Here is a 26716-nt window from a genome sequence, read left to right as displayed (position 1 = left end):
TCTTTAGTTATCGCTTATCTTGCCGGCGGCAGCGGGAGTAACACGCTCACCTCCAGCCCCCCTTCCGGTCGGTTGTGGACATCGAGATCGGCGCCGTGCAACTGGGCGATGCGCGAGACGATGGCCATGCCAAGACCGACGCCATCCCCCTGCTGGGGATTGACCCGAAAGAAGCGTTCATACAGCCGGGGCAAGGCACTGGCGGGAATGCCGGGGCCGTTGTCACTCACATCCACTCTCACCCGGTTGCCCTCTCGCTGAACCCGCACCCTGATCTCGCCCTCTGGCTGGGTGTAGCGCAACGCATTGTCGATGAGATTACTGAACAGCAGCTCGAGCAGGGTGGCCTGCCCCATCACCAGCTGCGGCAATTCACACTCCAGCGACAGCTGCTGATCCTTCTTGAGCGCGATGGGTGCCAGGGTCGCGAGGGTGCCTTGCAGCAGGTGGCCTATCTCCAGCTCGGTCAGTACCAGTCCCTGCTGGTTGTCGATACGGGCCTGGGTCAGCAGTTGGCGGATCAGCCGATCGCTGCGGTCTAGGGCTTGCAGCATCTTGTGTAGGGATTGCTGACGGCTCACTTCATCTTCGGCAGCCAGGGCATTTTCACTGTGGATCCGCAGCACCGCCAGCGGGGTGCGCAGCTCGTGGGCCGCCTCGTTGGTGAACTGCTTCTCCCGCTCTATGGTCTCCGCCAGCGCCTGCATCAGCCGGTTGATCTCGTTGGTGAGGGGGGTCAGCTCCTGAGCGCTTATCTTGAGGCTGAGGGGGCTCAGGTTGGCGGGGTGACGCTCGCTGATGGCCTGGGCCAGCTGGCGCAGGGGGGCCAGCCCGCGGGTGATGAGCCACCAGAGCAGGGCCAGCAGGAACGGCAGGGTGATCAGTAGCGGCAGCATGGTGAGGGTGGCCATCTTGCTGGCCAGTTCGCTGCGCTCGTCGTCCCGCTCGGCCACCACCAGCCAGGTCTGTTCCTGCTGGTTGTAGAGAGTGAAGGTGCGCCACTGGTGATTATCTTTTTCGACCGTGTCGAAGCCGATAGCCAGGGTGACCAGCGGCTGATCCGGGGCGCTGGGGGCACGCAGCAGCAGGTGGCCCTTTTCATCGAGCAGCTGGAAGTAGAGATTGCGTTCGAACTCGTGGCCGTAGGGGGTGATCTCCCGATCCTCGCCGGTCAGGTTGAGGCTGGGGTCTTTTTGCCACTCATCGGGATTTTGCGCCTCCCACTCCTGATAGACGGTGCCGTTGGCGGGCAGTTGCCCCTGCTGGGCCATGTAGCGAGCCAGCAGCTGATTGGTGATGCGGGCCGACTGGGCGAGGCGGGCATCAAACAGCTCCTCCATTTCGTGGCTCGCCTCCATGTAGCCGATAAAGGCGCTGATGGTAAGACTCAGGCTCACCAGCGTCAGGATACCGGTGAGCAGAAAGCGGCGAATGGAGCGGGGGCGTTTCATCGTGCGGGTGTCCGGCTTGGCTGTTCGAGCTGGGGAATGATGTAGCCGACCCCGCGAATATTGCGGATGAGGTCGCTGTAGAACTTCTTGCGCAGATGGTGGATATGCACCTCCACCGCGTTGCTCTCGGCGCCTTCATCCCAGCCGTAGAGGCTCTGTTGCAGCTGATCCTTGCTTAGCACCCGGCCGCTCTGGCTGATCAGCTCCTGCAGCAACTTGTATTCATGGGGGGTGAGTTTGACCGCCTCCCCCTGATAGGTGACCTGCTGGGATTCGGGATAGATGAGGATGTCGCCATACTCCAGTACCGCCTGAGCCTGACCCTTGCTGCGACGAACCAGGGCGCGCAGGCGGGCGTTGAGCTCCTGCAGGGCGAAGGGCTTGACCATGTAGTCGTCGGAGCCGGCATCGAGGCCGACCACCCTATCATCCAGCGCATCGCGGGCGGTGAGGATCAGCACCGGCAACTGGTGTCCTTCACGCCGCAACTTGCGCAGCAGGCTGAGGCCATCGATGTCGGGCAGGTTGAGATCGAGGATCAGGGCGGCGAACTCGTCGCTCTTGAGGGCTGCCAGAGCGGGCAACCCCTGTTGCAGCCAGTCCACCGTATAGCCGCTATGGCGCAGTGCATCCTGCATACCATCCCCCAGCATCACATCATCTTCTACCAGCAGGATCCGCATTCTTTTCTCCCTGTTTGTTGGGGGTCGCGATCTGGCTCAGCGCCAGGGCGTGCCGTGGCATAAACAACCCTGCCCACCAGTATGCAAGCTGGTGGGCAGAGTTTAAATAGTTCTTTGATCCATCAGGGTTTTATAGCTTGGCCAGCCGATCGCGGATCTCCATTCTGCGCCCTTCGTCGGCCACTTCGCGACCTGGGCGGGCCGGGGCTGCCAGCGCCTTGTCGAGGTAGGTTTTGGCCTCGGCCTTGCGACCCTGATCCAGCAGGAAGTCGCCATAGAAGAAGTTGGGGTCGATGCCATTGGGATTGATGGCCAGCGCCTGCTTGAGCAGTTGCTCCGCCTTTTCGTCATCGCCAAAGCCGACCGGCCACCCGGGCACCTGATAGTAGAGGGAGCCCAGACTGGTGTAGGCAGAGCCGTCCAGCGCCTTGGGATCCTGCTTGAGCGCAAGCTCCAGCTTGGCTTTGGCCTCTTTCACCAGCCCCAGCGCTCCCAGCCCGCCCTTGGCGCCAGCCCAGGTGCTCTTGACGATGGCCGACCAGATCAGCAGATCGGCGCGAAAGGGCTCCTTGGCGCTGGCCGCTTCGGCCTGGGTGCTCAGGGTTTCGAGGCAGCTCTCTTTCGCCTTGCCGCTCTGTTGATACTGGCAGACGGCCCACTGTTGCTGGATGGGGACGAGGGCATCATCCGCGGCCATGACCGAGGAGGACCCCAGCAGGATGGCGATGGCACAAGAGGTCACTGATTGACGGAAAAAGTTCATATTAATGCTCCTTCTTGGTCGGGATCGGGCGGGACAAGTCTGGTTGTGGCGCACTGTTGGCGCCGGCATCAGCCGTCCCTGGCTGAAAATGACGGGCATAACGTTTGATGATCGGCAGCTGTCTGGCCAGCGCCTTGTCGACGATGCCGGGCAGCAGGGCATTGAGCCGCACGAACAGTTTTTCCGGCCAGCCGAGCCAGCTGCGGCGGGTTTCGTTGCACAGGGCGATGACCGCCTCTTCGGCCACCTCCTGCGGGCTGTCGGTCTGGGTGCCGAGCGCCGCATTCATCTCGTAGGCGGCCTCAGAATTGAGTTTGGTGCGGGTGGCGCGTGGGGCGAAATGCAGCACCTTGATGCCGCTGCCCTCCAGCTCTCGTCCCAGCGCTTCGCTAAAGCCGCGCAGGGCAAATTTGCTGGCGCAGTAGACGCTGTAACCGGGGTAGCCGATGCTGCCCAGGCTCGACCCCATGTTCATGATGATCCCCGGCTTGCGCATGGTTGGCAGCAGGGCACGGGTGAGCTGGATGGGCGCCTCGATATTGAGCAGCAGCTGGCGCTCCACCTGCTCGAAGCTCTGATCTTCCAGCCAGGCAAACTGGTTGCAGCCAGCGTTGTTGATCAGGATGTCGATCCCGTCCTCCAGCGCTGGGTGTTGCAACAGCTTGGCCCGCTCCTGCGCAGAGCCGAGGTCGGCGAGCACCACCTGATGGCGCTCGGGATGAGGCAGTGACTTGCACAGCCGCTCCAGCGTCGGGCCGCGACGACCGTGCAGCAGCAGGTGGGCCCCTTGGGCCGCCAGCTCCTGTGCCAGCTCCTCACCTATGCCACCGCTGGCGCCGGTGAGCAGCACGAGTTTCCCTTCAAGGTTCATGGTGTGGGTTCCCTTTTTGCTGTCTGCTGATCCGCTGCCAACTTACGGTGTGGCGGTGAGGTTGTAGAGCATCTCGCCGTAGAGGCGGTAGACCACCTTGGCCCCGTGGATGATGGCGGCCTGATCTGCCGGGCTCTCGACCCGATCCATCAAGGATTCAAAGAACTTGAGGTGCTCCTGATCCAGGGCGCCGTGGGAGCTCAGGTAACTCATCGCCTGCGGTGGCAGGCCGAGGCCCTTTTTCAGCTGGTCGGCGACGGTGAGGGCGATGGCGACGCTGGTGCCTTCCAGTACCTGCACCATGCCGAAGAAGCCCATGGGGTTGCCGCGCTGGATCTGGTCATAGAGGAAGGCGACCATCAGCTCGATGGGCAGCCCGGGCTGGCCGTGGCGCACCGCTTCGGCATCACCGCCACAGGCGCGGATATCGTTGAGGATCCACTCCTGATGGCCATACTCCTCGTCGATGTACTCGGCAATGGCACCGCGCACCCACTCGTACTCCTGACCCAGCTTGCCGCCGGTGGCCATCAGCAGCGGAACTGTGTGGCGCACGTGGTAGTAAGCCTGCGCCAGAAAGGCGAGATAGGTGTCACGGCTGATATCGCCACGGCGGCAGGCTTCGATGATGGGGGCGTTGAACAGATGCTCACGCTCCTGAGCAGTGGCTTGTTGCAGAGTCTGGTAGAAGCTCATGACGATTCTCCTGTAAGGCATTGGCTGATTTGCCGGGAAAAGTGTTGGTAAATCTCGTTGCGACGGGGGCGCCCGTTGGCGGTGAGCAGGCCGGGATGCTGGTCGAGTGCCACCGGCAACCAGTGGTGCAGCCGGGCATAATCGGGCAGTCGCTGGTTCAGACCGGCGATCTGGCGGGGCAGATCCGCCTCTTTGCCCGGTAGGGGCTGGATCAGCGCCACGTTGGCGGGTTGACCATCGCCAAAGACCACGATGCGGGCGATGGCGGGGCAGAGCTGTGCTTCGGCCTCCACCCACTCCGGGGAGAAGTTGCGGCCAAAGGCGGTGATCTGGACATTCTTCTTGCGCCCGGTGATATGGAGGTAGCCCTCATCATCAAGATGACCCAGATCGCCGGTGGCGATCTGCATGGCAGAAGGTTCGCCGGTGGCGATCTGTTCGGGAGTCGGTTCGTTGCTGCCGAGATAGCCCAGCATGGCACTGCCGCTCACCATAATTTCGCCGTCGCTGGCGATGGTGACCTGACAGTGGGGCAGGGGGCGGCCGACGCTGCCGGGCTTGTCAGCATCCAGGCTGTTGAGCGCCACCACGGAGCCGCACTCCGAGAGGCCATACCCCTCATACACCGGCAGGCCGAGCTGGCGGGCATGTTTGATCAGGTCGGGTGCTACTTTGCCGCCACCGACGGCAATAAAGCGCAGGCTCTTGAGCTGCTGGGCCAGCGTCGGGGTGCTGGTGTAGAGCGCCAGCAGCAGGCGCAGCAGTTCGGGGACCAGCACTAGACTGTGGGTCGACCAGCGCAGCAGCGCCTCCCCCAGCATGGCTGGATTGAGCGAACTGGAACCGGTGAAACCGAGTTCCCCGAGGGACGGAATGCGGCTGCAGGCGCCGGTCAGCAGCGGCACATAAAGGCCTGTGATGTTCTCAAGCAGGGTCGCCAGCGGCAGCAGGGTGAGGTGTTTTTCCACCTTGGCTGACGCGACTCGCTCGGCCAGCGCATGACTCACCGCCATCATCTGGGTCAGTGACAGGCAGACGCCCTTGGGCTGACCCGTGGTGCCGGAGGTGTAGGTGATCTTGGCGGTGCCCTTGGGCAGCGCCGGTCGATTGGCCGGGGTATGGCGCCACAATGGCAGCTCGCCGGTGATCAGCGAGAGCGGCTCGGCGGCATGCCACCCCTGATGATATGGCCCCACCAACGCATCGGCACCGCTGCTCTCCAGCAACCAGGCCTGCTGGGCCTGACTGAAGAAGTGGGGCACCGGGATCACCACGATACCGGCTCGGGTACAGGCGAGATCCAGCAGCGCCCAGGGCAGGCCGTTGTCCAGTTGCAGCGCCAGACGGCTGATGTCGAGCTGTTGCAGCTGGCTGGCCAGACGCTGGATCTGTTGCCACAGGGTCTGGTAATCGAGACGCTGCTGGCTGCTCAGCAGCGCTGGGGATTGCGGATCCTCGTGGGCATGTTTGGCGATGGCGTCGAACAGGCTCATTGGGCGCACCTTTTTTGATGGGTCTGGTTATCACTGCTCTCGCCGGCATCGTCAAACAGGGTCGGCATGGGGGCCAGCAGATTGAGCAGCAGGCTGCGCTGGGCCAGCACCTCGCGCCCCTGATTGATGTCGCCCACCATCACCTTGGGTTGGCAACGGTAGTACTCGCCCCTGGCATCGGCGTCGGCACCCACCTGATGGGCCTGTGCAGGGGCCAGCTCCACCGGATTGAGTTGCAGCCGGGCAAAGCTGTTGCGCAGCTTGGCCGTGCCGGTAAAGACCACGTAGTCGAGGGCGTTTTCACACAGCAGGCGACACAGGGCCGCAAACATCAGGCGGGCATTGCCCGGTTCTCTGCAGGCCAGATTGCCCACTTCGATAATGCGGTTGCGTGCCGGATAGACCCCGAGGCGGGTGTTGATGGCGGCCTCGATGGGTTGCTCCAGATACTGTTCCAGATAGAGAGGCCCCTCACTGGCATGATTGAGACCACAGGCACCGACCAGCGTCCCGTCCGCCCGATAGAGCCCCAGCAGGCAGGGGAGGAAATGGGGGATGCGGGCGTTGAACTCGAGGGTGTAGGCGGCCTGGATATAGGTTTGCAGCGCCATGACCTGCTGTGGGGACTTGGCTAGCAGCAATCGGTAGGGGGCCTGGATCTCGATGGTCATGGGTGACTCCTTCTCTTGCGATGGTTTGAGAGTAAAAGGGCAAACTTAAGAAACCCTTAAGGAGCAAAAAAAGTTGTCAGCGAGGCTGCGGGCAGGCAATCTGCGCCGCTGTTATCCAACAGGAAGCCCCCCAAGAGGAACCGCCATGTCATCCACCGTCAGCTGCCCCCTGTGTGCCAGCCATCGCAGTTATCCTCTGCCAGTGGCGGGCAAGCGCTATCATCGCTGCCTCGCGTGCGAGCTGGTCTGGCTGGATGAGGCGGATCATCTGGATGAGGCGGCGGAGAAGGCGGTCTATGACGGTCACGACAATCGGGTGGATGATCCCCGTTATCGCAGCTTTCTGATGCGGGCATTTGGCGAGGTACTGAGTCGGGTGCCAACCCCTGCCAGTGGCCTCGATTTTGGCTGTGGCCCGGGCCCAGCGCTGGTGGCGATGGGGCGTGAGGCGGGTTACGACATGGTTGGATATGACAAGTTCTATGCCGACTTTCCCGAGTTGCTGACGCGTCAGTATGACTTCATCACCAGTACCGAGGTGATAGAGCATATCGCCGAGCCGCGCACGGTGCTGGCGCAGTTGTGGGATTGCCTCAAGCCGGGCGGTGTGCTTGTGCTACAGACTCAGCGGGTGCTCAGTGACGAGCGGTTTAAAAACTGGCGCTATCGCCACGACCCGACCCACATCGTCTTCTTTTCCGAGGCATCGTTTCAGGTGCTGGCCGCCAGCTGGCAGGCCGAACTCAGCTTCCCCCACGCCGATGTGGCGGTATTGCAAAAAAGCACGCCCTGAGGCGTGCCTTCGTCTGTTACTCGGCTGTTTCTTGCTCGGCTCTCGGTTACTCCTTGTAGCCCTTGTCCTGCCACTGGTAGTACATCAGGGCAGATTTGACGCCGATTGACTTGAACGGCTCTGGCGGCAGCCACATCGGCAGACTCTGCTCCGCGTGGTTGAACCAGGGGTGCTCCTTGCCCTGATAGAGGCTGGCCACGATGTCGCCAAACAGGAAGGAGAGATTGATGCCGTGGCCGTTGTAGCCGAGGGCGTAGTAGATGTTCTTGTGATCCCCCATTACCCCCACCGCTTCGGTGCTGTCGCCGGTCATGCCGAGTACCCCGTCCCACACCTGCTCAAATTTGATCCCCTTGAGGGCCGGATAGAGGGTCACCAGCTCGGTCATCATCATCTCGCTGACCCGGTTAAGATCGCCCTTGTAGTTGAGGCCGTCGTTGAAGACGTACTCGGCATTGCCGCCACCGATGACGATGCGGTTATCCGGGGTCAATACCAGATGGAACAGGATGTTGCGGGTGTCGTAGTAGGGCACCTGACTCTGCCACTGGATGGCGGCTAGCTGCTTTTTGGTGAGCGGCTCGGTGACGGCGCTCTGGGCGTGTACCGGGAAAACCCGTCCGCTGAAGTAGCCAAGCTTGGAGGTATAACCGTTGGTCGCCAGCACTATGCTATCGGCGGTCACCTTGTATTTGTCGGCCACATTGAGCTCGATCTGCTTGCCCTCCTTGATCCCGAGAACCGGACTCTGCTCGTAGATGGTAACGCCAGCCTGCTCCACCGCCTTGCGCAGGGCATTGACCAGTTTCATGGCGTGTACCTGACCGCCATTGGGGTCGTAGACCGCCCCCACGTAGCGATCGGTGCCGAGTTTTTCCTCTGTGGTATCGGCGTTCCAGTACTGGAGCGGGATGCCGAGGCGATTGGCGGTTTTCACATAGTCGCGGTACTCGGCGATATCCTCCTCATCGAGGATCGCCTCCACATAGCCATCGAGCTTGAGAGCGGCCTCTACGCCGGTTGAGGCAACCAGCGCTTGCAGCTTGTGCATGCTGGCGACGGTGAGGTCGTAATGGCGCTTGCTCGCCTCCCCCTCCTCATAGAGATCCATCACCTCGGAGCCCGGTAACACCATGCCGCCGTTGCGACCCGAGGCGCCGCTGCCCACCTGCTTGGCTTCGAAGATGGCGATCTTGAGCGACGGATTGGCCTTGGCCAGATGCCAGGCGCTGGAGAGGCCGCTGTAGCCGCCACCTATGATGGCGATATCCACCTTCATGTCTTGTGCCAGCGGGGCGCTCTCCTCTGTCGGTTTCTCCTTGAACCAGTAGTTGGTGTTGGGCTCAAAGTCGCTCATCTTGGGACCGCAGGCGGCGAGGAAAAAACAGCTGATGCACATGGTCAACGCTCGTTGGCAAAGGGTGGTCGGATTCATTTTCTACTCCGGTTACAGATACAAAATGTCAAATCATTTCATCGGGTTGGGCGGTATTGACCCGGCGACCTATGTCTCTCAGCCGGGCCAGCTGATCGGCAAGACCGGGCCCCTCATCCAGGCTGGTGACAAAGTTCCAGAGGTAGGTCATCACTGCATAGACATGGCCTGCGGAGACCTGGGGCTGGGCCATCAGCATGGTGATGGCCAGCAGGAACAGCAGGGAGGCGCTGACGCCGACTGCCAGAAAGGCGAGCGCCTCCCGATCCGAAATCCGGATGCGGATCCAGGCCAGCGCGCGGTAGTGGCGGGCGAGGCTGGCTGACTGGGCATGAGTGACCAGCTTGACCTCGTGTTCCAGCCGATCGTTGAGCCGCTCGTGCAGCAGCTGGTTCTTGCGCGAAAAGCCGGGCAGCAGCAGACCGAACAGCAGCAATACCCCCATGCAGGCGATGCCGACCCAGAACTCGATCACCATCAGCATCACGGCCGCCCCGACGATGGAGATCAGGCTGGTGGCCAGGATCGGGATATGTTTCTCGAAGAAGTCGACAAACTCCCGCGCCAGGGTGACCCGCGCCACTATGGTAGATTGCCCCTCCTGCTGCTGGCGCTGGGTCAGGATCACCGGCACCGCCAGTGCCGCATAGATATGGGTAAAGGTGCGGGTATCGACCGCCCGGCGCAGGGCGCCGATCAGCCAGAACAGCAGCACGATCAGGGCGTAGCTCGAGGCCTGTAGCCACTGGCCCTTGACGATGGCGTCGATGGCAAAGCCGGCGAACAGGGGATAGACCACCAGCAGGATGTTTTCGAGGGCCACCAGCGAGAAGGTGCCCGCCAGCTTGAGGGGATTGGCCCGCGCAATCGCCTCCAGCGAACGACCGGCCGAGTGTGGCAACGGCGTGGCCTGCTCGTCGCAACTGGCTGCCGAAGTGGTTGGTGTTGTCATGGGTTATCTCCTAAGATGTCGGAAATGCTAAGTTTGAGCGAGTGCTCAAAGTTTGTTTGAGCGACTGCTCAAAGTCAAGCAGATCGATTGATATCGCAGGAGGTCAGATGGCACGCCCATCAGCAGAACAGCGCAAAGAGATGATCATCGAGGCCGTACTGGCCCTGTTTCGAGAGAAGGGGATGGCGGCATCGTCAACCCGTGATATTGCCGAGCGCACCGGTCTGGCGCGCAGCCACGTCTACCACTACTTCAAGGATTGGAAGGAGCTCTGCCTCTGCGCAGTGGAGCGCTTCACCAGTCAGGAGATCGCCGAGCAGCGGGAGTGGCTGTTGCCGCTGCCGGCCCGCGAAGCGTTGCCGCTCTTTGTACGGGACAACCTGCCAACCAGTCAGGATGCCTCCTGGGCCATCTACCTCGATGCCTGGAACGAGTCACTGCGCGACCCTGTGTTTGCCGAGAGCTACCGCAAAATCATTCTGGCGTGGCGGGAGGTGCTGGAGCAGATCCTGCAAAAGGGGATCGACAGTGGCGAGTTTGTGGCGGGCGATGCCCGGCGACTGGCGCGCCAGATCACCTCCCTCATCAACGGCTATGCCGATGACCTCATTCTGGAGCCGACCCCCGAGACGGTCGAGGCCACTTATCAAGAGATCATGCTGGTGGTGAATCAGCTGGTCTTGCCCCCGGCCCACTCATAGCGGCGCAGGCAAAAAAAGGGTGGGGAGGCATGCCAGCGTGGTGTCTCCCCCGGTTTTGTTGGCTATCCGCCGGGCGCGCGATGGTCAGATACCAGGGAGCGGTTGTTGATGTCGATTACCCATTTGTCACTGCAAGATGCCCGTCATCTGCAACTGGCGGCGCAGGGGCTGCTTGCCCCCCGTCGCAGCAAGGCGACCCCGGCTGATCTGCTGGCCACCATTCGCCGCATGGCGCTGCTGCAGATCGATACCATCTCGGTGGTGGCGCGCAGCCCCTATCTGGTGCTCTTTAGCCGCCTTGGCCAGTACGAACCGCGTTGGTTGGAGCAGCTGCTGGCCGACGGCGAGATCTTCGAATATTGGGCTCACGAGGCCTGTTTTGTGCCCCGCGAGGATTACCGGCTGTTGCGCCACCGGATGCTCGATCCCGCCGCCATGGGCTGGAAGTTTTCGGCCAACTGGCTTGCCACCCATCAGCAGGAGATTGGCCAGCTTATCGAGCGCATTCGCCAGCACGGCCCGGTGCGGGCGGCTGACTTTGAACGCACAACCGGCAAGGGGAACGGCTGGTGGGACTGGAAACCGGAGAAGCGTCATCTGGAGGTATTGTTTACCACCGGTCAGCTGATGGTGCGGGAGCGGCGCAACTTTCAGCGGGTCTATGACCTGGCCGAGCGGGTGCTCCCCGAGTGGTGTGATGAGCGGGATCTGCCGAGCATCGAGCAGGCGCAGCGGGATATGGTACGCGCCAGCTGCCGGGCGCTGGGGCTGGTCAAAACTGGCTGGGTGGCGGACTACTATCGGCTGCGACGCGGCAAATACGACGCCTTGCTCCATCAGCTGGCGGACGAGGGGGAGCTGCTGCCGGTACGGGTGGAGGGGTGGCAGCACGGCGCTTTTGTGCACGCCTCGCTGGCCGATGAGCTGGCAAGGGCGCAGGCGGGCACCCTCAAGGCAACCCATACCACCGCCTTGTCGCCGTTTGACCCGCTGGTGTGGGATCGCAAACGGGCCAAGGATCTGTTCAACTTCGACTATCGCATCGAATGCTATACCCCGGCCCCCAAGCGTCAGTACGGCTACTTCGTGTTGCCCTTGCTCCATCGTGGCAAGCTGGTGGGCAGGATGGATGCCAAGGCCCATCGCCAGCAGGGGATCTTCGAGATCAAGAGCCTCTATCTGGAAGAGGGGGTGAGAGTGACCCGCCAGCTTGCACAGGATCTGGCGAAAGCCCTGCAAAAGCTGGCTGACTGGCACCAGACGCCGCAGCTTCGTTATGGTGCCATTCCGGCCAATTTGCTGACGTTGTGGCATGAAAGCGCCCCTGCAAAGTGAGCACTATCCCTTCTGGGCTAAGCTGCAAGAGGGATAAACAGTTCGGGAGCGGGAGATGAAACGAGCGGCAACATGGTGGGCGGGATTGGCGATGGTCATCTTGTCCCCCGCGCTATGGGGGCAAGAGCCACCAGTGAAGATCTGTCTGGGGGAGGGCAATGAGTGGGCCCCCTTTACCTATTGGGAGCGCAAGGACGGGGTGCCCGATACCAGCCGCCTGACCGGTTCGGCGACGACGCTGGTGCTCGATGCCCTGCAACAGAGCGGGCTGTCCCACCAGATCCGCTATCTGCCCTGGGCGCGGGTCCAGCAGGAGCTGGCGGATTATCGTCAGAATGGCCTGTGCGAGCTGACCTGGGATGCCAGTTACAAGCCGGAGCGGGCCGAGTTTGCCTTCTACAGTGTTCCCCTCTACTACACCCACCTCGGTTTCTTCTATCTCAAGCGCCGCTACCCCGAACCGCCGGATCTGCAGACGGTCAATCGTTCCCGGGTGTGCGGGGTGATTGGCTACAACTACACACCCTACGGGCTTGCGCAGGAGCCACGCCGGGTCAAGCAGTTGCAGCAGGCGCTCGATATGCTGGAGCGGGATCGCTGCGACTTTCTGCCGAGCGAAATCGAACCTCTGGTGGCAGGCATCAGCCTTGGCATCTACCGCAGCGAGAGCGGGTTGCTCAATCTCGCCCTGCCCAGCCGCAAGGGATTTTATCTGCTGGTGAGCAAGGGTTCCCCCCGCGGCCACCAGCTGGTGAACATCCTCAATCAGTCGCTGGTGGCATTTCAGGAAGGGGGGCATACGGATGAGGTGATGCGCCGCTTCTTGCCACCGATGGAGTAATAGCGAAGGGGTGCTGTCATTCTGGGGAGCAGATAAACAGAGGGCCAGCCGGTGCAAACCGGCTGGCCCTTTTCTACGTGAGAGGCTCTCAAGCTGCCAGACGGGTCAGCACCTTCACCAGCAGCTCGATGCGCGGGGCAATGCTGGCCAGATCCAGATACTCCTCGTCACTGTGGAAACCGGCGCCGATGGGGCCCAGACCATCCAGAGTGGGGATGCCGAGGGCGGCGGTCAGGTTGGCATCGGAGCCGCCACCCACCTCCTGCCAGCTGATCGGCAGTCCCAGTTCGGCGCCACACTCTTCCACCAGCAGCATCAGTGCCTGGGTGCCCTCTGACGGCACCATGGCCGGTTTGTGGGCCTCGCGGGTCAGCTGGATGGTGACACCGTCCAGATGCGGCCGCTCGGCCAGGGTCAGCAGATGATCGTCGATCTGGTGGTACTCCTGATTGTCCCAGAAACGGACATCCACCACGGCGCTGGCATGTGCCGGCACTATGTTGGCGCCGTTGCCCCCCTCGACAATGCCGATGTTGAGGGTGGTGCCGCTCTCGAAGTTGGTCAGGGCGTTGATGACCAGGATCCAGTGGCCCAACTCGGTGATGGCGCTGCGCCCCTTCTGCGGTTCGTTGCCCGCGTGAGCCGCCTTGCCGGTGAAGTCGATGCGATAACGGGCCATCCCCTTGCGCGCCTTGACCAGCGAGCCATCGGCGCGGGCCGCTTCGGCCACCAGCACTTGTTTTGCCTGTTTGGCCACCGCTGCCAGCCAGTCGCTGGAGTGCAGGGAGCCAATCTCCTCATCCGGGTTCATGCAGACGCAGATGCTCAGGCGATCGCGCACCTCGCGGGGCAGTTCACGCAGGGCATAGACGATGTTGAGCAGGCCGGATTTCATGTCGGAGACACCGGGACCGTAAGCGCGCTCACCATCGATGCTCATCGGGCGGACGGCGGCGGTGCCGAGGGGGAAGACGGTATCCATATGGCCGATCAGCATTACATCGATCTGCGCCGCATCAGGCTGATTGCGGATCTCCAGTCCCACACCGGCTGCGCCACAGTCGACCCGCTTGATCTGCCAGCCGCCCATCGCCTCATATTTGGCGGCCATCAGGTCGGCCACTGCCGCAATGCCCGGCTGGTGCAGGGATCCGCAATCCAGATTGATCAGCGGGGCCAGTTCGGTCAGGTATTGATCCAGAGAAAAAGTCATTGCTTGCTCCACTATCAGGTTCGGGTCAGAGAAGGATGTTCATCACCAACATGGCGCCGAAGGCGTTGAGTACCGAGATGGCGACCATGATGGGGATATAACGCCCTTCGGTGCCGATACAGCCGAGGATGCGGCCCATGTACTGCACCTGGGAGCCCATCAGGTAGATGGCTGGCGCCAGAATGGCGATGTGGGTGCCGTTGAGGATCCCCTGATCGAACAGGGTGATGACCACACCGACTGCACCGCCCATCGACATCCAGGCGCCGATCAGCACGGCTGCCGCCTCACCGGGCAACCCGAAGATGGCCATGACAGGGGAGAAGATGGCGCCCATGGCATCCAGCGCGCCGGTGATCTGCAGCGCCTTGATGATGACGAAGGCCATCAGTACGTTGGGTACGGTGGAGGTGGTGGCGATGACCCAGCCCTTCTTGGCCCCTTCGACGAAGATATCGGTGACGATGGGTTTCTTGATGTTGGCCTGGCTCATTTGGCTTGCTCCTGAGTGTTGAGGGTCTGCTGGGTGTTGTTATCGGTCTGCTTGCCTTCGCTCATATTTAGGTAGACCCGGAACAGGTTGGCCCCGACAAATTTGAAGGCGAACATCACGATGACAGCCAGACCGATGGAGGAGCTGACCGCCGGGCTGCCATCTGCCAACGTCAGGGTGAACAGCACGGCGCCGGAGGAGAAGAAGTTGACGATGGTGGCACCAGCGGAGAACTGGAACATGGTGAATACGTCGGTTTCACGCTTGGTGATGAGCCCTTCATCCTTGAGCTGGCGAGTCATGGCGGCGCCGGCATCGGTACTCTGCAGGGAGGCGATAAGTGCGAGACCGGTATTGCCCGGGATCCCCATCAGCGGACGCAGCAGCGGGGTCAGCAACTTGCGGGCCGCTTCCAGCGCGCCGTAGTGCTCCAGCACATTGATCATACCGAGGGCAAACATCACGGTGGGGATCAGGGTCAGGGCAAACAGAAAGCCATCGCGAGCGCCGTTGCCCCCCTTGCCGCGCATGTCGGTCATGGCGGTCTTGATGCCGTCACCATTCTCGCTGACGCTCTGGACCATGGTACCGAACGAACCGTTCAGCGTGGTGAAATCGAATACCCCGTACCACTCGCCGGATTGCAACAGTCCGGAGAAGAAGACCACGGCGAAGGCCAGTGCCAGGTAACTGCCTATGCTCACCGAGCGTGTTTTGTCTGTCATTAGCTAGCTCCATATGAATAATTATTTAATCTGAATAATTATAATTGATATGGATGTCACTAAATTGATGGTGGTCAAAATGGTTTGCTACAAATGACGAATGTATTGGGGTTATGTGACTGTGATCGCCATATGCTTGGACGATAATCTGGTTTTTATCGAATTGTTTGAGTGAATAAAAAGCAGGGGCGGGAAAGTGGGGCAATAAAAAACCGGGCACGAGGCCCGGTTTGGTCAATCAGTCAGATGTGATTACTGGAGTACCAGCACCATCAGCAGGCCGACGGTAATGGCAGATACCAGGAAGGCAAAGCCATAGAACACATAGTGGTGCAGCTTGGTGGTGTGGATCCCCAGATCGTGCAGACCGTGGTAGATACGGTGCATACCGTGCCAGACTGGCAGGGCGATGATCACCAGCAGGATGCAGGCACCCCACCAGGAGCTGGCGAACGCGTGCACGCGGTCATAGCTCATGGTTTCCACGTCCATGATGCCCATGGGCACCAGCAGACCGGTGATGAGGACAATGACCGGCAGCAGCATGGCAACGACCATGCCACCCGCACCAAACAGACCCCAGTAAATTGGTTCGTCAGAACGTCTCATTGTTTTCTCCTCAGGCCACGATGATCAGGACAAGCAGGGACACCACCGCCAGCGCCACATACTGGGCGAGAACGATCGGCTTCTCCGGCACCAGGTCTTCACCACGGAAGATACGCATGGCTTTCGGCGCCAGGGCGAACCAGGTTTTGGCATGGAACAGGCACGCCGCCAGAGCGACGACATGGAACAGGATGGCGATCGGGCTTTGCAGGGATTCCAGCCAGCCGTTGAACGCTTCCTGACCCTGAACCAGGCGCATCAGGCCCCACATCAGCACAACGGCGTAGATGGAGACGAAGATACTGGTGCCTTCACGGATCATGTAACCGGTGTAGAAGGCGTTCTTCAGCCACCAGTCTTTCTTCATTTCGCGGACGTAAGGTTTACGTTTGCTATCAGTGTTGTTCATGGTCTCAATCCTGCTCTCAATCTGGCTTGAACATGGCGATCATGTAGTCCTTGGCGCTTTCGACCTTGCCAAGCTGGATGGCCGCCGCCGGATCGACGCCCTTCGGGCACACTTCGGAGCAGTAGCCCACGAAGGTACAGCCCCAGACGCCTTCGTCCTGGCTGATGATGCGCATACGCTCTTTGGCGCCGGCATCACGGTTGTCGACGTTGTAGCGATAGGCCAGAGCCAGTGCCGCCGGACCGGTGAACTTCTTGTTGATGCCGTACTGTGGGCAGGCCGCGTAGCAGAGACCACAGTTGATGCACTGGGAGAACTGCTTGTACTGCGCCATCTGGGCCGGAGTCTGGATGTACTCGCCATCACACAGGCTGCGCGGCTCGCTCGGGATGATGTACGGCTTGATGCTCTCCAGCTTCTCGATGAAGTCGGACATGTCGACCACCAGATCGCGCTCGATCGGGAAGTTGTTGAGCGGCTCGACGGTCATCTTGCCCGGCAGATAGTCGCGCAGGAACGCCTTGCAACCCAGCTTGGGCACACCGTTGACCATCATGCCGCAGGAGCCGCAGATCGCCATCCGGCAGGACCAGCGGAAGCTCAGGGTAGAGTCCAGGTGATCCTTGATGTACTGCAGGGCGTCCAGCAGAGACATCTCTCTCTGGTATGGCACCTGGAAGGTTTGCATCCAGGGCTCGTTATCCTGTTCCGGACGGTAGCGCAGGATCTCAATTTCAATCATCTCAGCCATTCTTCTTAGCCTCGTCTTGTTTCTCACCCTCGGAGCCGTACACGCGTTTTGCCGGCTGGGACTTAGTGATCTTCACATCGGAGTAATCGATGGAGGGCGTTTCGCCATTTTTGTAGAACGAGAGCGTGTGCTTGAGGAAGTTCACGTCATCGCGCTCTTCGTAACCATCCAGACGCTGGTGGGAACCGCGGGACTCTTTACGATTGATAGCGGAGTGCGCCATGGCTTCAGCCACGTCCAGCATGTAGCCCAGTTCGATGGCGTACAGCAGATCGGTGTTGAAGACAGAGGACTTGTCGTTGATCTTGACCTTCTTGTAACGGGCTTTCAGCTCGTTGATCTTGTCGATGGTGCCCTGCATCAGCTCTTCGGTACGGTAGATACCGACACCGGCTTCCATGGACATGCCCAGCTCGTTGCGGATATCGGCCGGGTTTTCGGTACCGTCTACGTCCATCAGGGAGAGGTGCTGCTTGATCAGCGTCTCGGCCTTGGCGGCCAGCGCTTCGGTGTTGCCATGCTTCTGAGTCTTGGCAAATTCACCTGCCTGCTCACCGGCCAGCTTGCCGAATACCACGATCTCGGACAGGGAGTTGGAACCCAGACGGTTGGCACCGTGCAGACCGACAGAGGCACATTCGCCCGCGGCGTAGAGGCCGGGCAGACGGGTGGCACACTTGTTGTCAGTCTCGATACCACCCATGGTGTAGTGGGCAGTCGGACGTACCGGGATAGGCTCTTTGGCCGGATCCACGTTGACGTAGGCTTTGGCCAGTTCGCAGATGAACGGCAGACGCTCTTTCAGGTACTTCTCGCCAAGGTGACGCAGGTCGAGGTGAACCACATCGCCCATCGGGCCCTGAATGACGCGGCCTTTCTGCTGCTCTTGCCAGAATGCCTGGGAAACACGGTCGCGCGGACCCAGTTCCATGTATTTGCTCTTCGGCTGGCCAATCGGCGTTTCCGGGCCCAAGCCGTAGTCTTGCAGGTAGCGGTAGCCATCCTTGTTCAGCAGGACGCCACCCTCACCACGACAACCTTCGGTCATCAGGATGCCGGTGCCCGGCAGACCGGTCGGGTGATACTGGACGAACTCCATATCACGCAGCGGTACGCCGTGACGGTAGGCCAGTGCCATGCCGTCGCCGGTGACGATGCCACCGTTGGTGTTGTAGCGATAGACACGGCCAGCACCGCCGGTTGCCACGATCACGGATTTGGCCTGGATGAAGCGGGTGATACCGTTCTGGATGTCGAAGGTCAGTACGCCCTGAACGCGGCCGTCGTCCACGATCAGATCAAGACAGAAATGCTCGTCGAAGCGCTTGATGCTCGGGTATTTGACGGAGGTCTGGAACAGGGTGTGCAGAATATGGAAACCGGACTTGTCTGCGGCGAACCAGGTACGTGGAACCTTCATGCCACCAAACGGACGCACGTTGGCTTTGCCATCCGGCTTGCGGCTCCAGGGGCAACCCCAGTGCTCCAGCTGGATCATCTCTTTGGTTGCGTTGTTGACGAAGTATTCCACTACGTCCTGCTCGCACAGCCAGTCACCACCGGAGACGGTGTCGTTGAAGTGGTTTTCGAGGGAGTCGTCATCACGGACGACACCGGCGGCGCCGCCTTCGGCAGCAACCGTGTGGCTGCGCATCGGGTAAACCTTGGAAATCAGGGCGATGTCCAGGTCTGGCTGTGATTCGGCTATAGCGATAGCGGCGCGTAAGCCGGTACCGCCAGCACCGATGATGGCCACATCGGTCTTGATAATATCCACATCTGCCTCCTTAGGGATAGATTTGCTGGGCACGATTTTGCTCTATGAAAAAAATTCAGGCTTGATGCAAGTCAAACTGCTAGGTTTTATTCCCTTTTTATTGGTTATTTTTCTATAAAACACCCAAATCCCTGGATGAAAATGTCGTTATTATCGTCATTTTTTGGTGTTACTGAGCAGTTGAACACCTAGCTACGAGCACTTTAACTTCTGGATTGTACGTAGTTTTCTTTCAATAAAATGCGAATCACCTCTCTTTTTAGGTACTCGCGAAAAAAATTTTAAGTTTTTTATTGTAATTTTTTAATGAGAATTATTGGCATTTATCTATTCGGATAGAAATAGGTAATCCGAAATGCTGCGGTGACCACGGCGGTGATCTGATAATTCCAGACGAATTACAAGGATTTCAAGGCGGGGTATTTGGCGGGTAATGTGAGATTACTCACTGAAAATTAAGCGCTATTTAGAAAAGTAAAAGGGGCCTGTACGGCCCCTTTTGCTCATGCTCAAATGCGGAACATGCCGACCTGATTGCTCAGTTCACCCGAAATATTTTTAAGTTGTTCAGAGAGATGGCGTGAGCTGTCTGCATCAACTGCCAGTTCGTCCGAGACATCTTTCACTGCCTGAATGTTGCGACTTACTTCGTCGGTGACGGCCCGCTGCTCTTCAGCCGCGCTGGAGATCTGGGTCGCCATGTCGGAGATCTGGTTGATCGAGGTGGTGATCTGTTCCAGCGCATGGGTGGCGTTGTTGGCGTCATCCACGCTGTTCTGGGCCAGCAGCTGGCCTTCGTGCATGGTACTGACCGCTCCCTGGGTATTGCGTTGCAGGGTTTCGATCATATTGCGGATCTCGACGGTGGAGCTGTGGGTACGCTGTGACAGGACGCGCACCTCGTCGGCTACCACTGCAAAGCCGCGGCCCTGTTCACCGGCACGTGCCGCTTCGATGGCGGCGTTGAGTGCCAGCAGGTTGGTCTGCTCGGCGATGCCCTGAATGGTGGAGAGGATGGTGTTGATCTCCTGAGCGTTTTTCTCCAGTTCCTGAATGATGTTGGAGGCCTGTTCCACCTGGGTGGCCAGATCGGTGATGGAGCGCTGGTTGCGGGCGATCACCTGCTTGCCATGCTCGCAGCTGCTGGAGGAGCTGCGGGCCGCTTCGGCGGTCTGCTCGGCGTTGCTGGCGACCTCGACTGCGGTGGCTGACATTTCGTGTACCGCAGTGGCGATCTGTGAGATCTCATTTTGCTGACGTGCCAGACCCTGATTGGCCTTCTCCGCCATGCTGTGGGAGGACTTGGCCTGCTGGTTGAGCTGGCCGGAGGAGTTGGAGATATCCTGCACCATCACATGGATCCGCTCGATGAAGGTGTTGACGTGTTTGGCAACCGCGCCCACCTCATCCTCACGTTCAATCTTGATCCGGCGAGTCAGATCGCCGTTGCCACGGGAGAGATCGGCAATCGCTTCGCCCAGGGTTTTCAGAGGGGCCAGCGAGCCGTTGATGGCAACATAGGAGAAGCCTGCCACGATCAGTATGGTGATAAGCCCCTGAATGAGGGAAGAGGTGACCATGCGGCGTACCGACTGGTAGGCGATCTCTTCATCTACCATCATGCCGTAATACCAGTTGGTATTGGGAATGGCATTAAAGTCGTAGACCTCTTTCTTGCCGCTGATCACCAGCTCGTTGATCATGCCGTCATGGGCGACCTGATTGATGTAGGCGGCAGTCAGTTCCGGTGCCAGAGCGGTGGCGGATTTGAGGCTCAGGGAGGCATCTGGGTGCGCGATGATGGTGCCATTGCTGTCCACCAGCATGGCGTAGGTGCCCTCGGTGGTGACCGCCAGAATGTCCGAGATCAGTGAGCTGATGGAGACGTCACCGGCGATGACCCCCTGGGTATTGCCGCGCTGGAACGGCTCGGCAATGGTGACAATCAGCTGGCCGGTGGAGATATCGGCATAAGGGGAGGTGATGGTCATCTTGCCAGCAGCCATTGCGTCTTTGTACCAGGGGCGTTGACGGGGGTCATAACCTGCGGGCAAGTCGGTTGGTTTGCTCTGAATCATTTTGCCGTCTGCGGTACCGGCATAGACCAGGTCGAAGCCACCGGCATTCATGGACTGGGCCAGATGACTGATGGGCTCATCTTCTTTGGCGAATGCTTCCTTGGTGGTGCTGACCATGCTGATCCGGGCGTCGACCCAGCGGGAGATCCCCTTGACGTTGGCCATGGAGCTTTCGTCGATGATGTTCCAGACCAGTCGCTGGGTCTCGCTGCGCAGTTGCGAGGTGTTGTACCAGACCTGCAGGCCGGTGATCACCAGAATGATGACCCCGATAGCCAGAACAAGCTTGTTTTTAATGGATAAGTTCATAGTTACATCCTTGATGAGCGTCAGTCTGAAGTGTGTGGCATCTGATTATTGTTATAGCCTTGTTACTATCGGCCGTAGTCGAACTTTTTTTACCCCGGTCAACAAATTAAAGTTAGTGCCTAAATGGGGGCTTATCCATATGCGTATCGTCCCATCATGGTGAGATAAAGCGATCTGGTCGATTGGTGAAGATTCCATCGACCCCCATGCTAGAGAGCGTTTCATAATCTTCTGGATAATCAACGGTATAAACCAGAACTTTGAGCCCCCGGCGATGTGCATCATCGACCAGCGCGGCGTCGATGAAATCAACATCGCAATTGATGGACCAGGCCCCCAGCTCGTCGGCAACCTGCGCCAGGTTGAGCGGCAGGTTGGCGGTCAGGGCACCGAGCCGGATATCGGGCCGCGAGGCGGCAAATCGGGCCAGCTCCGGGTGATGGAAGGAAGAAACCACCCACTGCCCGGGAGTAAAACCAAGCTCGGCCTCTGCCCGTCGGGTCAGGGCTGCCACCGCATCGGCGGTATAGGCCCCCTTGAGCTCGATATGCAACTCGCAGCGTCCGGCGATGATCTCCATCACCTGCCACAGGGTCGGGATCACCTCTCCCTCACCGGCATCGAGCTGCTCCAGATAGGAGCGCGATTGCTCGGTCAGCACCCCCTTGCCATTGGTGCAGCGCTCCAGCCGCCGGTCGTGGAAGACCCACAACTCGCCATCGGCCGCCTGTACGTCGATCTCGATGGCTGGCGCCCCCAACTCCAGTGCTTTGGCCATCGCCTTGAGGGTGTTTTCCGGTGCCAGACCGCTGGCGCCACGATGGGCAATAATCTGCATGTTCTGCTCCTTTTACCTCGCGGATCAGCCGCGGCTCAGGTGAATGTCGATCTGTTGATGGGGCAGGGTAAGTCCCTGCTGCTGCATCTTCTCCAGCACCAGCGAGTGAACCTCGTGAGTGATGGGCATCCGGTGATCCATGTTGTTGACGTAGAGGCGGATCTCGTAGATCAGCGCCGAGTCGGTGAATTCGATCAGGAAGACCTCGGGCGTCGGCGTCTCCAATACCAGAGTCGATGCCTGGATAGACTCTTCCAGAATGCGCTGCACCAGTTTCGGATCCCGGGTCAGGCCGATCCGGATCTTCAGTTTGACCCGGGTGATGGCATCGGAGAGCGACCAGTTGATGAACTGTTCGGTGATGAAGGCCTTGTTGGGCACGATGATCTCCTTGCGATCCCAATCCACTATGGTGGTTGCCCGGGTCTTGATCTTGGTGACGGTGCCGGTGAGATCGCGGATGGTGACGGTGTCACCGAGCCGGATCGGCTTCTCAAACAGGATGATGAGGCCGGAGACAAAGTTGGCGAAGATCTCCTGCAGACCGAAACCCAGCCCCACAGAGAGGGCGGCGACCAGCCATTGGGTCTTCGACCAGTCGATGCCGAGCATGGAGAAGCCGGTGAGGGCGCCGATCAGGATCACCAGATACTTGCTGGTGGTCGTGAGGGCAAAGCCGGTACCCGGGGAGAGGCTGAGGTGTTGCAGCAGGGTCAGCTCCATCAGCCCCGGCAGGTTGCGTGCTGTCACCACGGTCAGAATGAAGACGAAGGCGGTCAGCATCAGATCCTGCAAGGTGATGGCCGAGAGCTGCTCGATGCCGCCAATCTTGCTGCTCACCTGCCACACCTCGATATTGCTGAGGAAGCTGAAGGCGGAGTTGAGATCCGACCATTGCACCACCACCAGCATGGTAAAGCCCAGCATCAGCAGGGTGCGCACCAGTCCCAGCGACTGGGCGCTGATGGTATCGAGATCCAGCTCAGTCTCTTCCACCACGTCCGGGGTCTCGGAGCTGAGCTCGTCATGCCCCTCTTCCCGGCCGCGCTGGGCCAAGATCTCGGCCCGCTTGCTCTTGGCGCGCTCGAAGGCAAGGCGGCGGCGCTGGATCAGCATCCAGCGTCTGGCCAGATAGTAGACCAGCAGGCAACCCAGCCCCATCAGCAGGCTAAGCTCCAGCTGGCGCAGCAGGGTGCGCGAGGTATAGAAGTAGCCAAACAGGGCGCCAATTACCGCCAGCAGCGGCGCCAGCATCAGGCTATTCCAGATGAAGTGGTGCAGCAGATGGGGCTTGGTCATGTCGGTCTGGCCCCAGGTGAGTGGCAATCGCTCCCGGTTGAGGCGGGCAAAGAAGAGCAGCAGCCAGAGTGCACCGATCATGAAGGCCATCCGGCCGAGAGAGTCGTAGAAGGCGTGCTCCTGATAGCTGTTGGCCATCCCCTGCACAAAGAAACTCGGGATCAGCACCAGCAGCAGGGTGCGAAACTGCCCCCATACCTTTTGCACCTGTTCCCTAGGCCAGCGGAAGTGGTGGATCAAAATCCCCCTCTCCAGTGTCAGATGGCGGGCCATCACCAGCGCCAGCAGCAGGAACCAGATCTCGCCAAGACCGCGCGCCACCGCCACCGCAAACGGGTATTGCCAGGCCCCTTCGAGCAGGCCGCGCACCATCAGCACCATGGCGGGCAAGGGGAGGGCGGCAAGCAGGGAGCGCAGCAGCAAGCGGCTGGTGAGGCTGAATTTGTCCTGGGTTACCTTGCCGATCCGCGGCGCAATATGGTCGCAATAGAGGCTCAGATGACGGGCCAGCTTGAACCAGCTCCAGGCCAGCACCAGCAGCCCAATACCGGCTAGCGTGAGGCTCAGCGGGCTGTTTTCGGCGATGGCGTAGGGCAGTTGCAACCAGTTGTCCGGGTTGAAGGCCAGGGTCAGCGCGGCGGGAATACCGAGCATCACCTGTGGGGTAAAGGGGCGCACATCGGGCATCCAGAACAGGTGGCTGGCGCTTATTTCGCGGATCTCGTCGATCTTGCTGTTCTGACGGCTGTAGAGCAGTTTGAGGCGGGTCTGCTCCTGAATGAGGGTGTCTGAGGCGTCGTTGAGCCGGGTCAGCAGCTGGCGCCGGGCCTTGAGCAGGTTGTCGAGCACCGCTTGCTGTGGCCGATCGAGCGTCACCTCCTCTTCGGCCATCAGCTTGTCGCGCAGCTGGCGGGTATCCTTGAGCCCATCCTGCTCGCTCTCGTACTGGTACTTGGCCATACGGGCGCTGACGATGGCGGACTCCAGCTTGTCGAGGGGGAACTGGGGGGGCAGATCGGAGAGTTTGCTGCGCAGGTTCTCGCCGTAGGCATTACTGATCTGCAGCCACTCCAGCTGTTCGCGCACCGAGTTGACCAGCTCATTCAGCTCAAACAGATTCTTGTCGACGCTGCGCTGCTCATCCTGCACCCGCTCAATTTGATCTTCCAGTGTGCCGAGCTGGATGGAGAGCGCCTGATTCTGCTGTTGTTGCTCCAGCAGCAGCGGCATGTCGGTGGTGAGCTGTTTGCGCAGCCGCTCGCTCTCCTCCAGCGCCTGCTCGGTCTTCTCCCGCCGCAGCTGGTTCTGTTGGGTCAGCAGGCTGGCTTGCCACTCATCCTCGTCGGCGATGGCCAGATTGAGCTCCTGCAGTTTCAGCTTGCCGAGATCGTTGCGCTGCTGGGCAGAGAGCTGCTCCAGCTCCAGCATCTGGATCCGGTCGGAGAGGCTCTGCTCCTTCATTCTGGTCAGCAGCAGCTGTGCCTCCTGCTGGCGATCCGATTCGCTGCTGAAGCTCAGTCGCTCCAGCTGGCTGCGGGTCAGTTGCAGCTGTTTGCGCAGATCATCTACCCGCAGGTGATACTCCTGACCGGTGCTCTCCAGCTGGTTGAGGCTGTCCATCACCCCCTGCCGCTCCTTGCGCAGGTTGAGCTGGCGGTTGCTGCTCAGGCCTATGGCCTGGCGCAGCGCCTCCTCCTTGAGGCTCGCCAGCGGCGGGCGAACGGCGGGCTGATAGTTGTGCAGGCTCTCCTTGAGGCGTGCCGACTCCTTGGGGTAATCGATGAGGATCTGCTGATAGGCTTTGCTCTGCTCCCGGTAGCGCTCGGCCTCTCTGGCAAATTGCAGCGCTTGCTGGTAGCTCTCCCGCAGCTTCTGGTTTTCCGGGGTATCGTTTTTGGGCACGCTCTGCAACAGGGATTCGGTCTGGGCAATGGCATCGTCGGCGCGCACGGTTGGCGGCAACAAGAGAAGGGAGAGCAGCAAGAGGGTGAGCAGGCGTTGCAACATGAGGCTCGTTTCCGTTCAGAAGAGGTGGCTCTAGCCTAAAACAGGGCAGGGAGGCGGGTAAAGCAGTCTATATTAATGATTCGTAACACAAATAACAGGAAGTCGTGCTGCCGTTTCGCTATGATCCCAGCCGCTTTCTCTCCATCGAGTCGAATATGTCAGCTGTTGATCTGGGCACAGCCCCGCTATCTCGCCTTTTCTGGCGTTACGTAACCCCGACCGTGGCGGCCATGCTGATCACCGGCATCTATGTCACCATCGATGGCATCTTCGTTGGCCATGTGCTGGGTCAGGATGGCATGGCCGGTCTGATGCTGGCTTATCCCATCTGCGCCGTGCTCTATGCGGTGGGGGCGCTGATCGGCATGGGGGCCTCGTCGCTGGTCTCCTTCTATCTGGGGCAGGGCAACCCGGCCAAAGCCCGCCATATCGTCGGCAATGCCCTGGTGATGGTGTTGCTGGCCTCGGCACTGCTCAGTTTTATCGGGATCCGTTATGGCGAGCCCATGCTGGCCTGGATGGGGGCGGAGGGGGAGATCTTCACCGCCGGGCTCTCCTACCTGCAGGCCTACGCCTGGCTGGGCGTCTTTGCGGTGCTGTCGATGGCGTTCAGCTCGCTGCTGCGCAACGATGGCCGCCCCGGGTTCGTCACCCTCATCATGGTGGTCGGGGGGCTGCTCAACGTGCTGCTCGACTATCTGCTGATGGTAGTGTTTCCGTTCGGACTGGCCGGGGTGGCGACGGCCACCATGATTTCCCAGGCGGTGACGGGCCTCGCCTGTCTGTGGCACTTCTTCACGCCGCGCAGCCAGCTGCGGATAAGCTGGGACACCTTGCGCCCCGATCTGCGGCTGATGGGCGAGACGGTGCGCCTCGGGATCTCCAGTTTTCTGATGTACCTCTATCTCTCGGTAGTGCTGGCGCTGCACAACAAGGCGTTGCTGGCGGTTGGCACTTCGCTGCATGTGGCGGCCTACGGGGTGATCAGTTACACCGAGGCATTCTTCTATCTGGTGTTCGAGGGGATCGCCATGGGTATCCAACCCATCGCCAGCTTCAACGCGGGCGCCGGTCACTGGCGGCGGGTGTTGCGGATCCGCAATCTGGCACTCGAAGTGACGTTGGGGATCGCCCTGTGCGCCATGTTCCCGCTTTATCTATGGCCGGAGGCGGCGGTCTATCTGTTTGCCGGCGACAACGCAACCCTGCTGCCGGTGGCGAGCCTCGGGATCTGGCTCTACTTCTGGGGGCTGCCGATGGAGGGCTTGCTGCTGGTGGGGGCCACCTACTTCCAAGCCATCAATCGGGCCCGGATCGCCTCCCTGCTCACCGGTGGCAAGCTGGTGCTGATAGGCGGTTTCTTGTGGGGATTCTCGACCCTGTGGGGCGTGCCCGGGGTCTGGCTGGCATTGCCAACGTGCAGCTCATTGCTGGTGTTGGTGATGTGGCGGGCGATGCGTCGGGAGTCCGGCGCCCACGCGCTGGCCGGATAGGTAATCAGGTTCGACGTGCAGATAGCAGAC

At 60.3% G+C, this 26716-nt stretch carries 24 protein-coding genes; 5 read left to right on the top strand and 19 right to left on the bottom strand.

The genetic code is table 11. The features are described 5' to 3' along the window. Positions 1–14 precede the first annotated feature (14 nt). The 7 genes from AB5Y71_RS07270 to AB5Y71_RS07240 form a co-directional block, all read right to left on the bottom strand. Positions 15–1451 carry an ATP-binding protein gene (locus AB5Y71_RS07270; protein ID WP_368171293.1) on the bottom strand — a complete coding sequence of 479 codons (1437 nt, stop codon included), beginning with the start codon at positions 1449–1451 and terminating at the stop codon, positions 15–17. Continuing rightward, on the bottom strand, positions 1448–2134 hold the full coding sequence (locus tag AB5Y71_RS07265; RefSeq protein ID WP_005335091.1) for a response regulator: 687 nt from the start codon (positions 2132–2134) through the stop codon (positions 1448–1450). The genes AB5Y71_RS07270 and AB5Y71_RS07265 overlap by 4 nt, the downstream gene beginning before the upstream one ends. Positions 2135–2264: 130 nt before the next feature. Continuing rightward, positions 2265–2831: a tetratricopeptide repeat protein gene (locus AB5Y71_RS07260; RefSeq protein ID WP_368171339.1), complete on the bottom strand. Its 567-nt coding sequence runs from the start codon at positions 2829–2831 to the stop codon at positions 2265–2267. 67 nt (positions 2832–2898) lie between these two features. Continuing rightward, on the bottom strand, positions 2899–3768 hold the full coding sequence (locus AB5Y71_RS07255) for an SDR family oxidoreductase (RefSeq protein ID WP_368171292.1): 870 nt from the start codon (positions 3766–3768) through the stop codon (positions 2899–2901). Positions 3769–3810: 42 nt separating this feature from the next. After that, positions 3811–4464: a TenA family transcriptional regulator gene (locus AB5Y71_RS07250; RefSeq protein ID WP_100645292.1), complete on the bottom strand. Its 654-nt coding sequence runs from the start codon at positions 4462–4464 to the stop codon at positions 3811–3813. Continuing rightward, entirely contained in the window at positions 4461–5957 is a 1497-nt protein-coding gene (locus AB5Y71_RS07245) for an AMP-dependent synthetase/ligase (protein WP_368171291.1), read from the bottom strand. The genes AB5Y71_RS07250 and AB5Y71_RS07245 overlap by 4 nt, the downstream gene beginning before the upstream one ends. Next, positions 5954–6628: a thermostable hemolysin gene (locus tag AB5Y71_RS07240; RefSeq protein ID WP_368171290.1), complete on the bottom strand. Its 675-nt coding sequence runs from the start codon at positions 6626–6628 to the stop codon at positions 5954–5956. Before AB5Y71_RS07240 ends, AB5Y71_RS07245 begins: the two co-directional genes overlap by 4 nt. Before the next feature lie 145 nt (positions 6629–6773). On the opposite strand from AB5Y71_RS07240, the gene AB5Y71_RS07235 reads away from it, so the two are divergent. After that, positions 6774–7421: a class I SAM-dependent methyltransferase gene (locus AB5Y71_RS07235; RefSeq protein WP_368171289.1), complete on the top strand. Its 648-nt coding sequence runs from the start codon at positions 6774–6776 to the stop codon at positions 7419–7421. A 46-nt stretch (positions 7422–7467) separates the two neighbouring features. Here the strand turns inward: AB5Y71_RS07235 and AB5Y71_RS07230 are convergent, their stop codons facing one another. Beyond that, positions 7468–8856, bottom strand: a complete 1389-nt coding sequence (locus tag AB5Y71_RS07230; protein ID WP_368171288.1) for an NAD(P)/FAD-dependent oxidoreductase — start codon at positions 8854–8856, stop codon at positions 7468–7470. 28 nt (positions 8857–8884) lie between these two features. Then, a complete protein-coding gene (locus tag AB5Y71_RS07225) occupies positions 8885–9808 on the bottom strand; it encodes an ABC transporter six-transmembrane domain-containing protein (RefSeq protein ID WP_368171287.1) in 924 nt (307 codons plus the stop codon). Positions 9809–9915: 107 nt separating this feature from the next. Here AB5Y71_RS07225 and AB5Y71_RS07220 point away from each other — a divergent pair, with 107 nt between their 5' ends. From AB5Y71_RS07220 to AB5Y71_RS07210, 3 genes are all read left to right on the top strand, one after another. Continuing rightward, complete coding sequence (locus AB5Y71_RS07220) at positions 9916–10509, top strand: TetR/AcrR family transcriptional regulator (protein ID WP_151286109.1); 594 nt, start codon at positions 9916–9918, stop codon at positions 10507–10509. 108 nt (positions 10510–10617) lie between these two features. Continuing rightward, positions 10618–11844: a winged helix-turn-helix domain-containing protein gene (locus tag AB5Y71_RS07215; RefSeq protein WP_368171286.1), complete on the top strand. Its 1227-nt coding sequence runs from the start codon at positions 10618–10620 to the stop codon at positions 11842–11844. A gap of 91 nt (positions 11845–11935) precedes the next feature. Continuing rightward, complete coding sequence (locus AB5Y71_RS07210) at positions 11936–12685, top strand: ABC transporter substrate-binding protein (protein WP_139731172.1); 750 nt, start codon at positions 11936–11938, stop codon at positions 12683–12685. A gap of 88 nt (positions 12686–12773) precedes the next feature. On the opposite strand, the gene AB5Y71_RS07205 is transcribed toward AB5Y71_RS07210, so the two are convergent. The 10 genes from AB5Y71_RS07205 to mscM all read right to left on the bottom strand — a co-directional run bounded on the left by AB5Y71_RS07205 (position 12774) and on the right by mscM (position 25193). After that, entirely contained in the window at positions 12774–13898 is a 1125-nt protein-coding gene (locus AB5Y71_RS07205; RefSeq protein ID WP_368171285.1) for a M20 family metallopeptidase, read from the bottom strand. A 25-nt stretch (positions 13899–13923) separates the two neighbouring features. Further along, entirely contained in the window at positions 13924–14391 is a 468-nt protein-coding gene (locus tag AB5Y71_RS07200) for a YjiG family protein (protein WP_005335063.1), read from the bottom strand. Beyond that, positions 14388–15116, bottom strand: a complete 729-nt coding sequence (locus AB5Y71_RS07195; protein ID WP_005335061.1) for a nucleoside recognition domain-containing protein — start codon at positions 15114–15116, stop codon at positions 14388–14390. The genes AB5Y71_RS07200 and AB5Y71_RS07195 overlap by 4 nt, the downstream gene beginning before the upstream one ends. Before the next feature lie 252 nt (positions 15117–15368). Beyond that, a complete protein-coding gene (frdD, locus tag AB5Y71_RS07190; protein WP_040066869.1) occupies positions 15369–15725 on the bottom strand; it encodes a fumarate reductase subunit FrdD in 357 nt (118 codons plus the stop codon). Between the two features lie 10 nt (positions 15726–15735). Next, entirely contained in the window at positions 15736–16134 is a 399-nt protein-coding gene (locus tag AB5Y71_RS07185; protein WP_005335058.1) for a hypothetical protein, read from the bottom strand. 16 nt (positions 16135–16150) lie between these two features. Next, the gene (locus AB5Y71_RS07180; protein WP_005335057.1) at positions 16151–16885 is read right to left on the bottom strand and encodes a succinate dehydrogenase/fumarate reductase iron-sulfur subunit; all 735 of its coding nucleotides are present in this window, start codon (positions 16883–16885) and stop codon (positions 16151–16153) included. Beyond that, positions 16878–18662, bottom strand: a complete 1785-nt coding sequence (gene frdA, locus AB5Y71_RS07175; protein ID WP_368171284.1) for a fumarate reductase (quinol) flavoprotein subunit — start codon at positions 18660–18662, stop codon at positions 16878–16880. The genes AB5Y71_RS07180 and frdA overlap by 8 nt, the downstream gene beginning before the upstream one ends. Before the next feature lie 509 nt (positions 18663–19171). Next, complete coding sequence (locus AB5Y71_RS07170) at positions 19172–21049, bottom strand: methyl-accepting chemotaxis protein (RefSeq protein WP_106842805.1); 1878 nt, start codon at positions 21047–21049, stop codon at positions 19172–19174. Between the two features lie 154 nt (positions 21050–21203). Beyond that, on the bottom strand, positions 21204–21887 hold the full coding sequence (locus AB5Y71_RS07165) for a glycerophosphodiester phosphodiesterase (RefSeq protein WP_368171283.1): 684 nt from the start codon (positions 21885–21887) through the stop codon (positions 21204–21206). 24 nt (positions 21888–21911) lie between these two features. Beyond that, complete coding sequence (mscM, locus tag AB5Y71_RS07160) at positions 21912–25193, bottom strand: miniconductance mechanosensitive channel MscM (protein ID WP_368171282.1); 3282 nt, start codon at positions 25191–25193, stop codon at positions 21912–21914. Between the two features lie 155 nt (positions 25194–25348). On the opposite strand from mscM, the gene AB5Y71_RS07155 reads away from it, so the two are divergent. After that, a complete protein-coding gene (locus AB5Y71_RS07155; protein ID WP_368171281.1) occupies positions 25349–26686 on the top strand; it encodes an MATE family efflux transporter in 1338 nt (445 codons plus the stop codon). The last annotated feature ends 30 nt before the right edge of the window (positions 26687–26716 follow it).

The organism is Aeromonas sp. R9-2, assembly GCF_040908025.1.
In the GTDB taxonomy this organism is placed as follows: Bacteria; Pseudomonadota; Gammaproteobacteria; order Enterobacterales; family Aeromonadaceae; genus Aeromonas; species Aeromonas veronii.
Note: the sequence above shows the minus strand (reverse complement) of the source record. Positions and strands in the feature narration are given on the sequence as shown.

Bases quoted from the DNA above. Each gene is read 5' to 3' on its own strand.
- AB5Y71_RS07270 (WP_368171293.1), bottom strand. From the start codon at position 1,451: ATGAAACGCCCCCGCTCCATTCGCCGCTTTCTGCTCACCGGTATCCTG.
- AB5Y71_RS07265 (WP_005335091.1), bottom strand. From the start codon at position 2,134: ATGCGGATCCTGCTGGTAGAAGATGATGTGATGCTGGGGGATGGTATG.
- AB5Y71_RS07260 (WP_368171339.1), bottom strand. From the start codon at position 2,831: ATGGCCGCGGATGATGCCCTCGTCCCCATCCAGCAACAGTGGGCCGTC.
- AB5Y71_RS07255 (WP_368171292.1), bottom strand. From the start codon at position 3,768: ATGAACCTTGAAGGGAAACTCGTGCTGCTCACCGGCGCCAGCGGTGGC.
- AB5Y71_RS07250 (WP_100645292.1), bottom strand. From the start codon at position 4,464: ATGAGCTTCTACCAGACTCTGCAACAAGCCACTGCTCAGGAGCGTGAG.
- AB5Y71_RS07245 (WP_368171291.1), bottom strand. From the start codon at position 5,957: ATGAGCCTGTTCGACGCCATCGCCAAACATGCCCACGAGGATCCGCAA.
- AB5Y71_RS07240 (WP_368171290.1), bottom strand. From the start codon at position 6,628: ATGACCATCGAGATCCAGGCCCCCTACCGATTGCTGCTAGCCAAGTCC.
- AB5Y71_RS07235 (WP_368171289.1), top strand. From the start codon at position 6,774: ATGTCATCCACCGTCAGCTGCCCCCTGTGTGCCAGCCATCGCAGTTAT.
- AB5Y71_RS07230 (WP_368171288.1), bottom strand. From the start codon at position 8,856: ATGAATCCGACCACCCTTTGCCAACGAGCGTTGACCATGTGCATCAGC.
- AB5Y71_RS07225 (WP_368171287.1), bottom strand. From the start codon at position 9,808: ATGACAACACCAACCACTTCGGCAGCCAGTTGCGACGAGCAGGCCACG.
- AB5Y71_RS07220 (WP_151286109.1), top strand. From the start codon at position 9,916: ATGGCACGCCCATCAGCAGAACAGCGCAAAGAGATGATCATCGAGGCC.
- AB5Y71_RS07215 (WP_368171286.1), top strand. From the start codon at position 10,618: ATGTCGATTACCCATTTGTCACTGCAAGATGCCCGTCATCTGCAACTG.
- AB5Y71_RS07210 (WP_139731172.1), top strand. From the start codon at position 11,936: ATGGTCATCTTGTCCCCCGCGCTATGGGGGCAAGAGCCACCAGTGAAG.
- AB5Y71_RS07205 (WP_368171285.1), bottom strand. From the start codon at position 13,898: ATGACTTTTTCTCTGGATCAATACCTGACCGAACTGGCCCCGCTGATC.
- AB5Y71_RS07200 (WP_005335063.1), bottom strand. From the start codon at position 14,391: ATGAGCCAGGCCAACATCAAGAAACCCATCGTCACCGATATCTTCGTC.
- AB5Y71_RS07195 (WP_005335061.1), bottom strand. From the start codon at position 15,116: ATGACAGACAAAACACGCTCGGTGAGCATAGGCAGTTACCTGGCACTG.
- frdD (WP_040066869.1), bottom strand. From the start codon at position 15,725: ATGAGACGTTCTGACGAACCAATTTACTGGGGTCTGTTTGGTGCGGGT.
- AB5Y71_RS07185 (WP_005335058.1), bottom strand. From the start codon at position 16,134: ATGAACAACACTGATAGCAAACGTAAACCTTACGTCCGCGAAATGAAG.
- AB5Y71_RS07180 (WP_005335057.1), bottom strand. From the start codon at position 16,885: ATGGCTGAGATGATTGAAATTGAGATCCTGCGCTACCGTCCGGAACAG.
- AB5Y71_RS07170 (WP_106842805.1), bottom strand. From the start codon at position 21,049: ATGAACTTATCCATTAAAAACAAGCTTGTTCTGGCTATCGGGGTCATC.
- AB5Y71_RS07165 (WP_368171283.1), bottom strand. From the start codon at position 21,887: ATGCAGATTATTGCCCATCGTGGCGCCAGCGGTCTGGCACCGGAAAAC.
- mscM (WP_368171282.1), bottom strand. From the start codon at position 25,193: ATGTTGCAACGCCTGCTCACCCTCTTGCTGCTCTCCCTTCTCTTGTTG.
- AB5Y71_RS07155 (WP_368171281.1), top strand. From the start codon at position 25,349: ATGTCAGCTGTTGATCTGGGCACAGCCCCGCTATCTCGCCTTTTCTGG.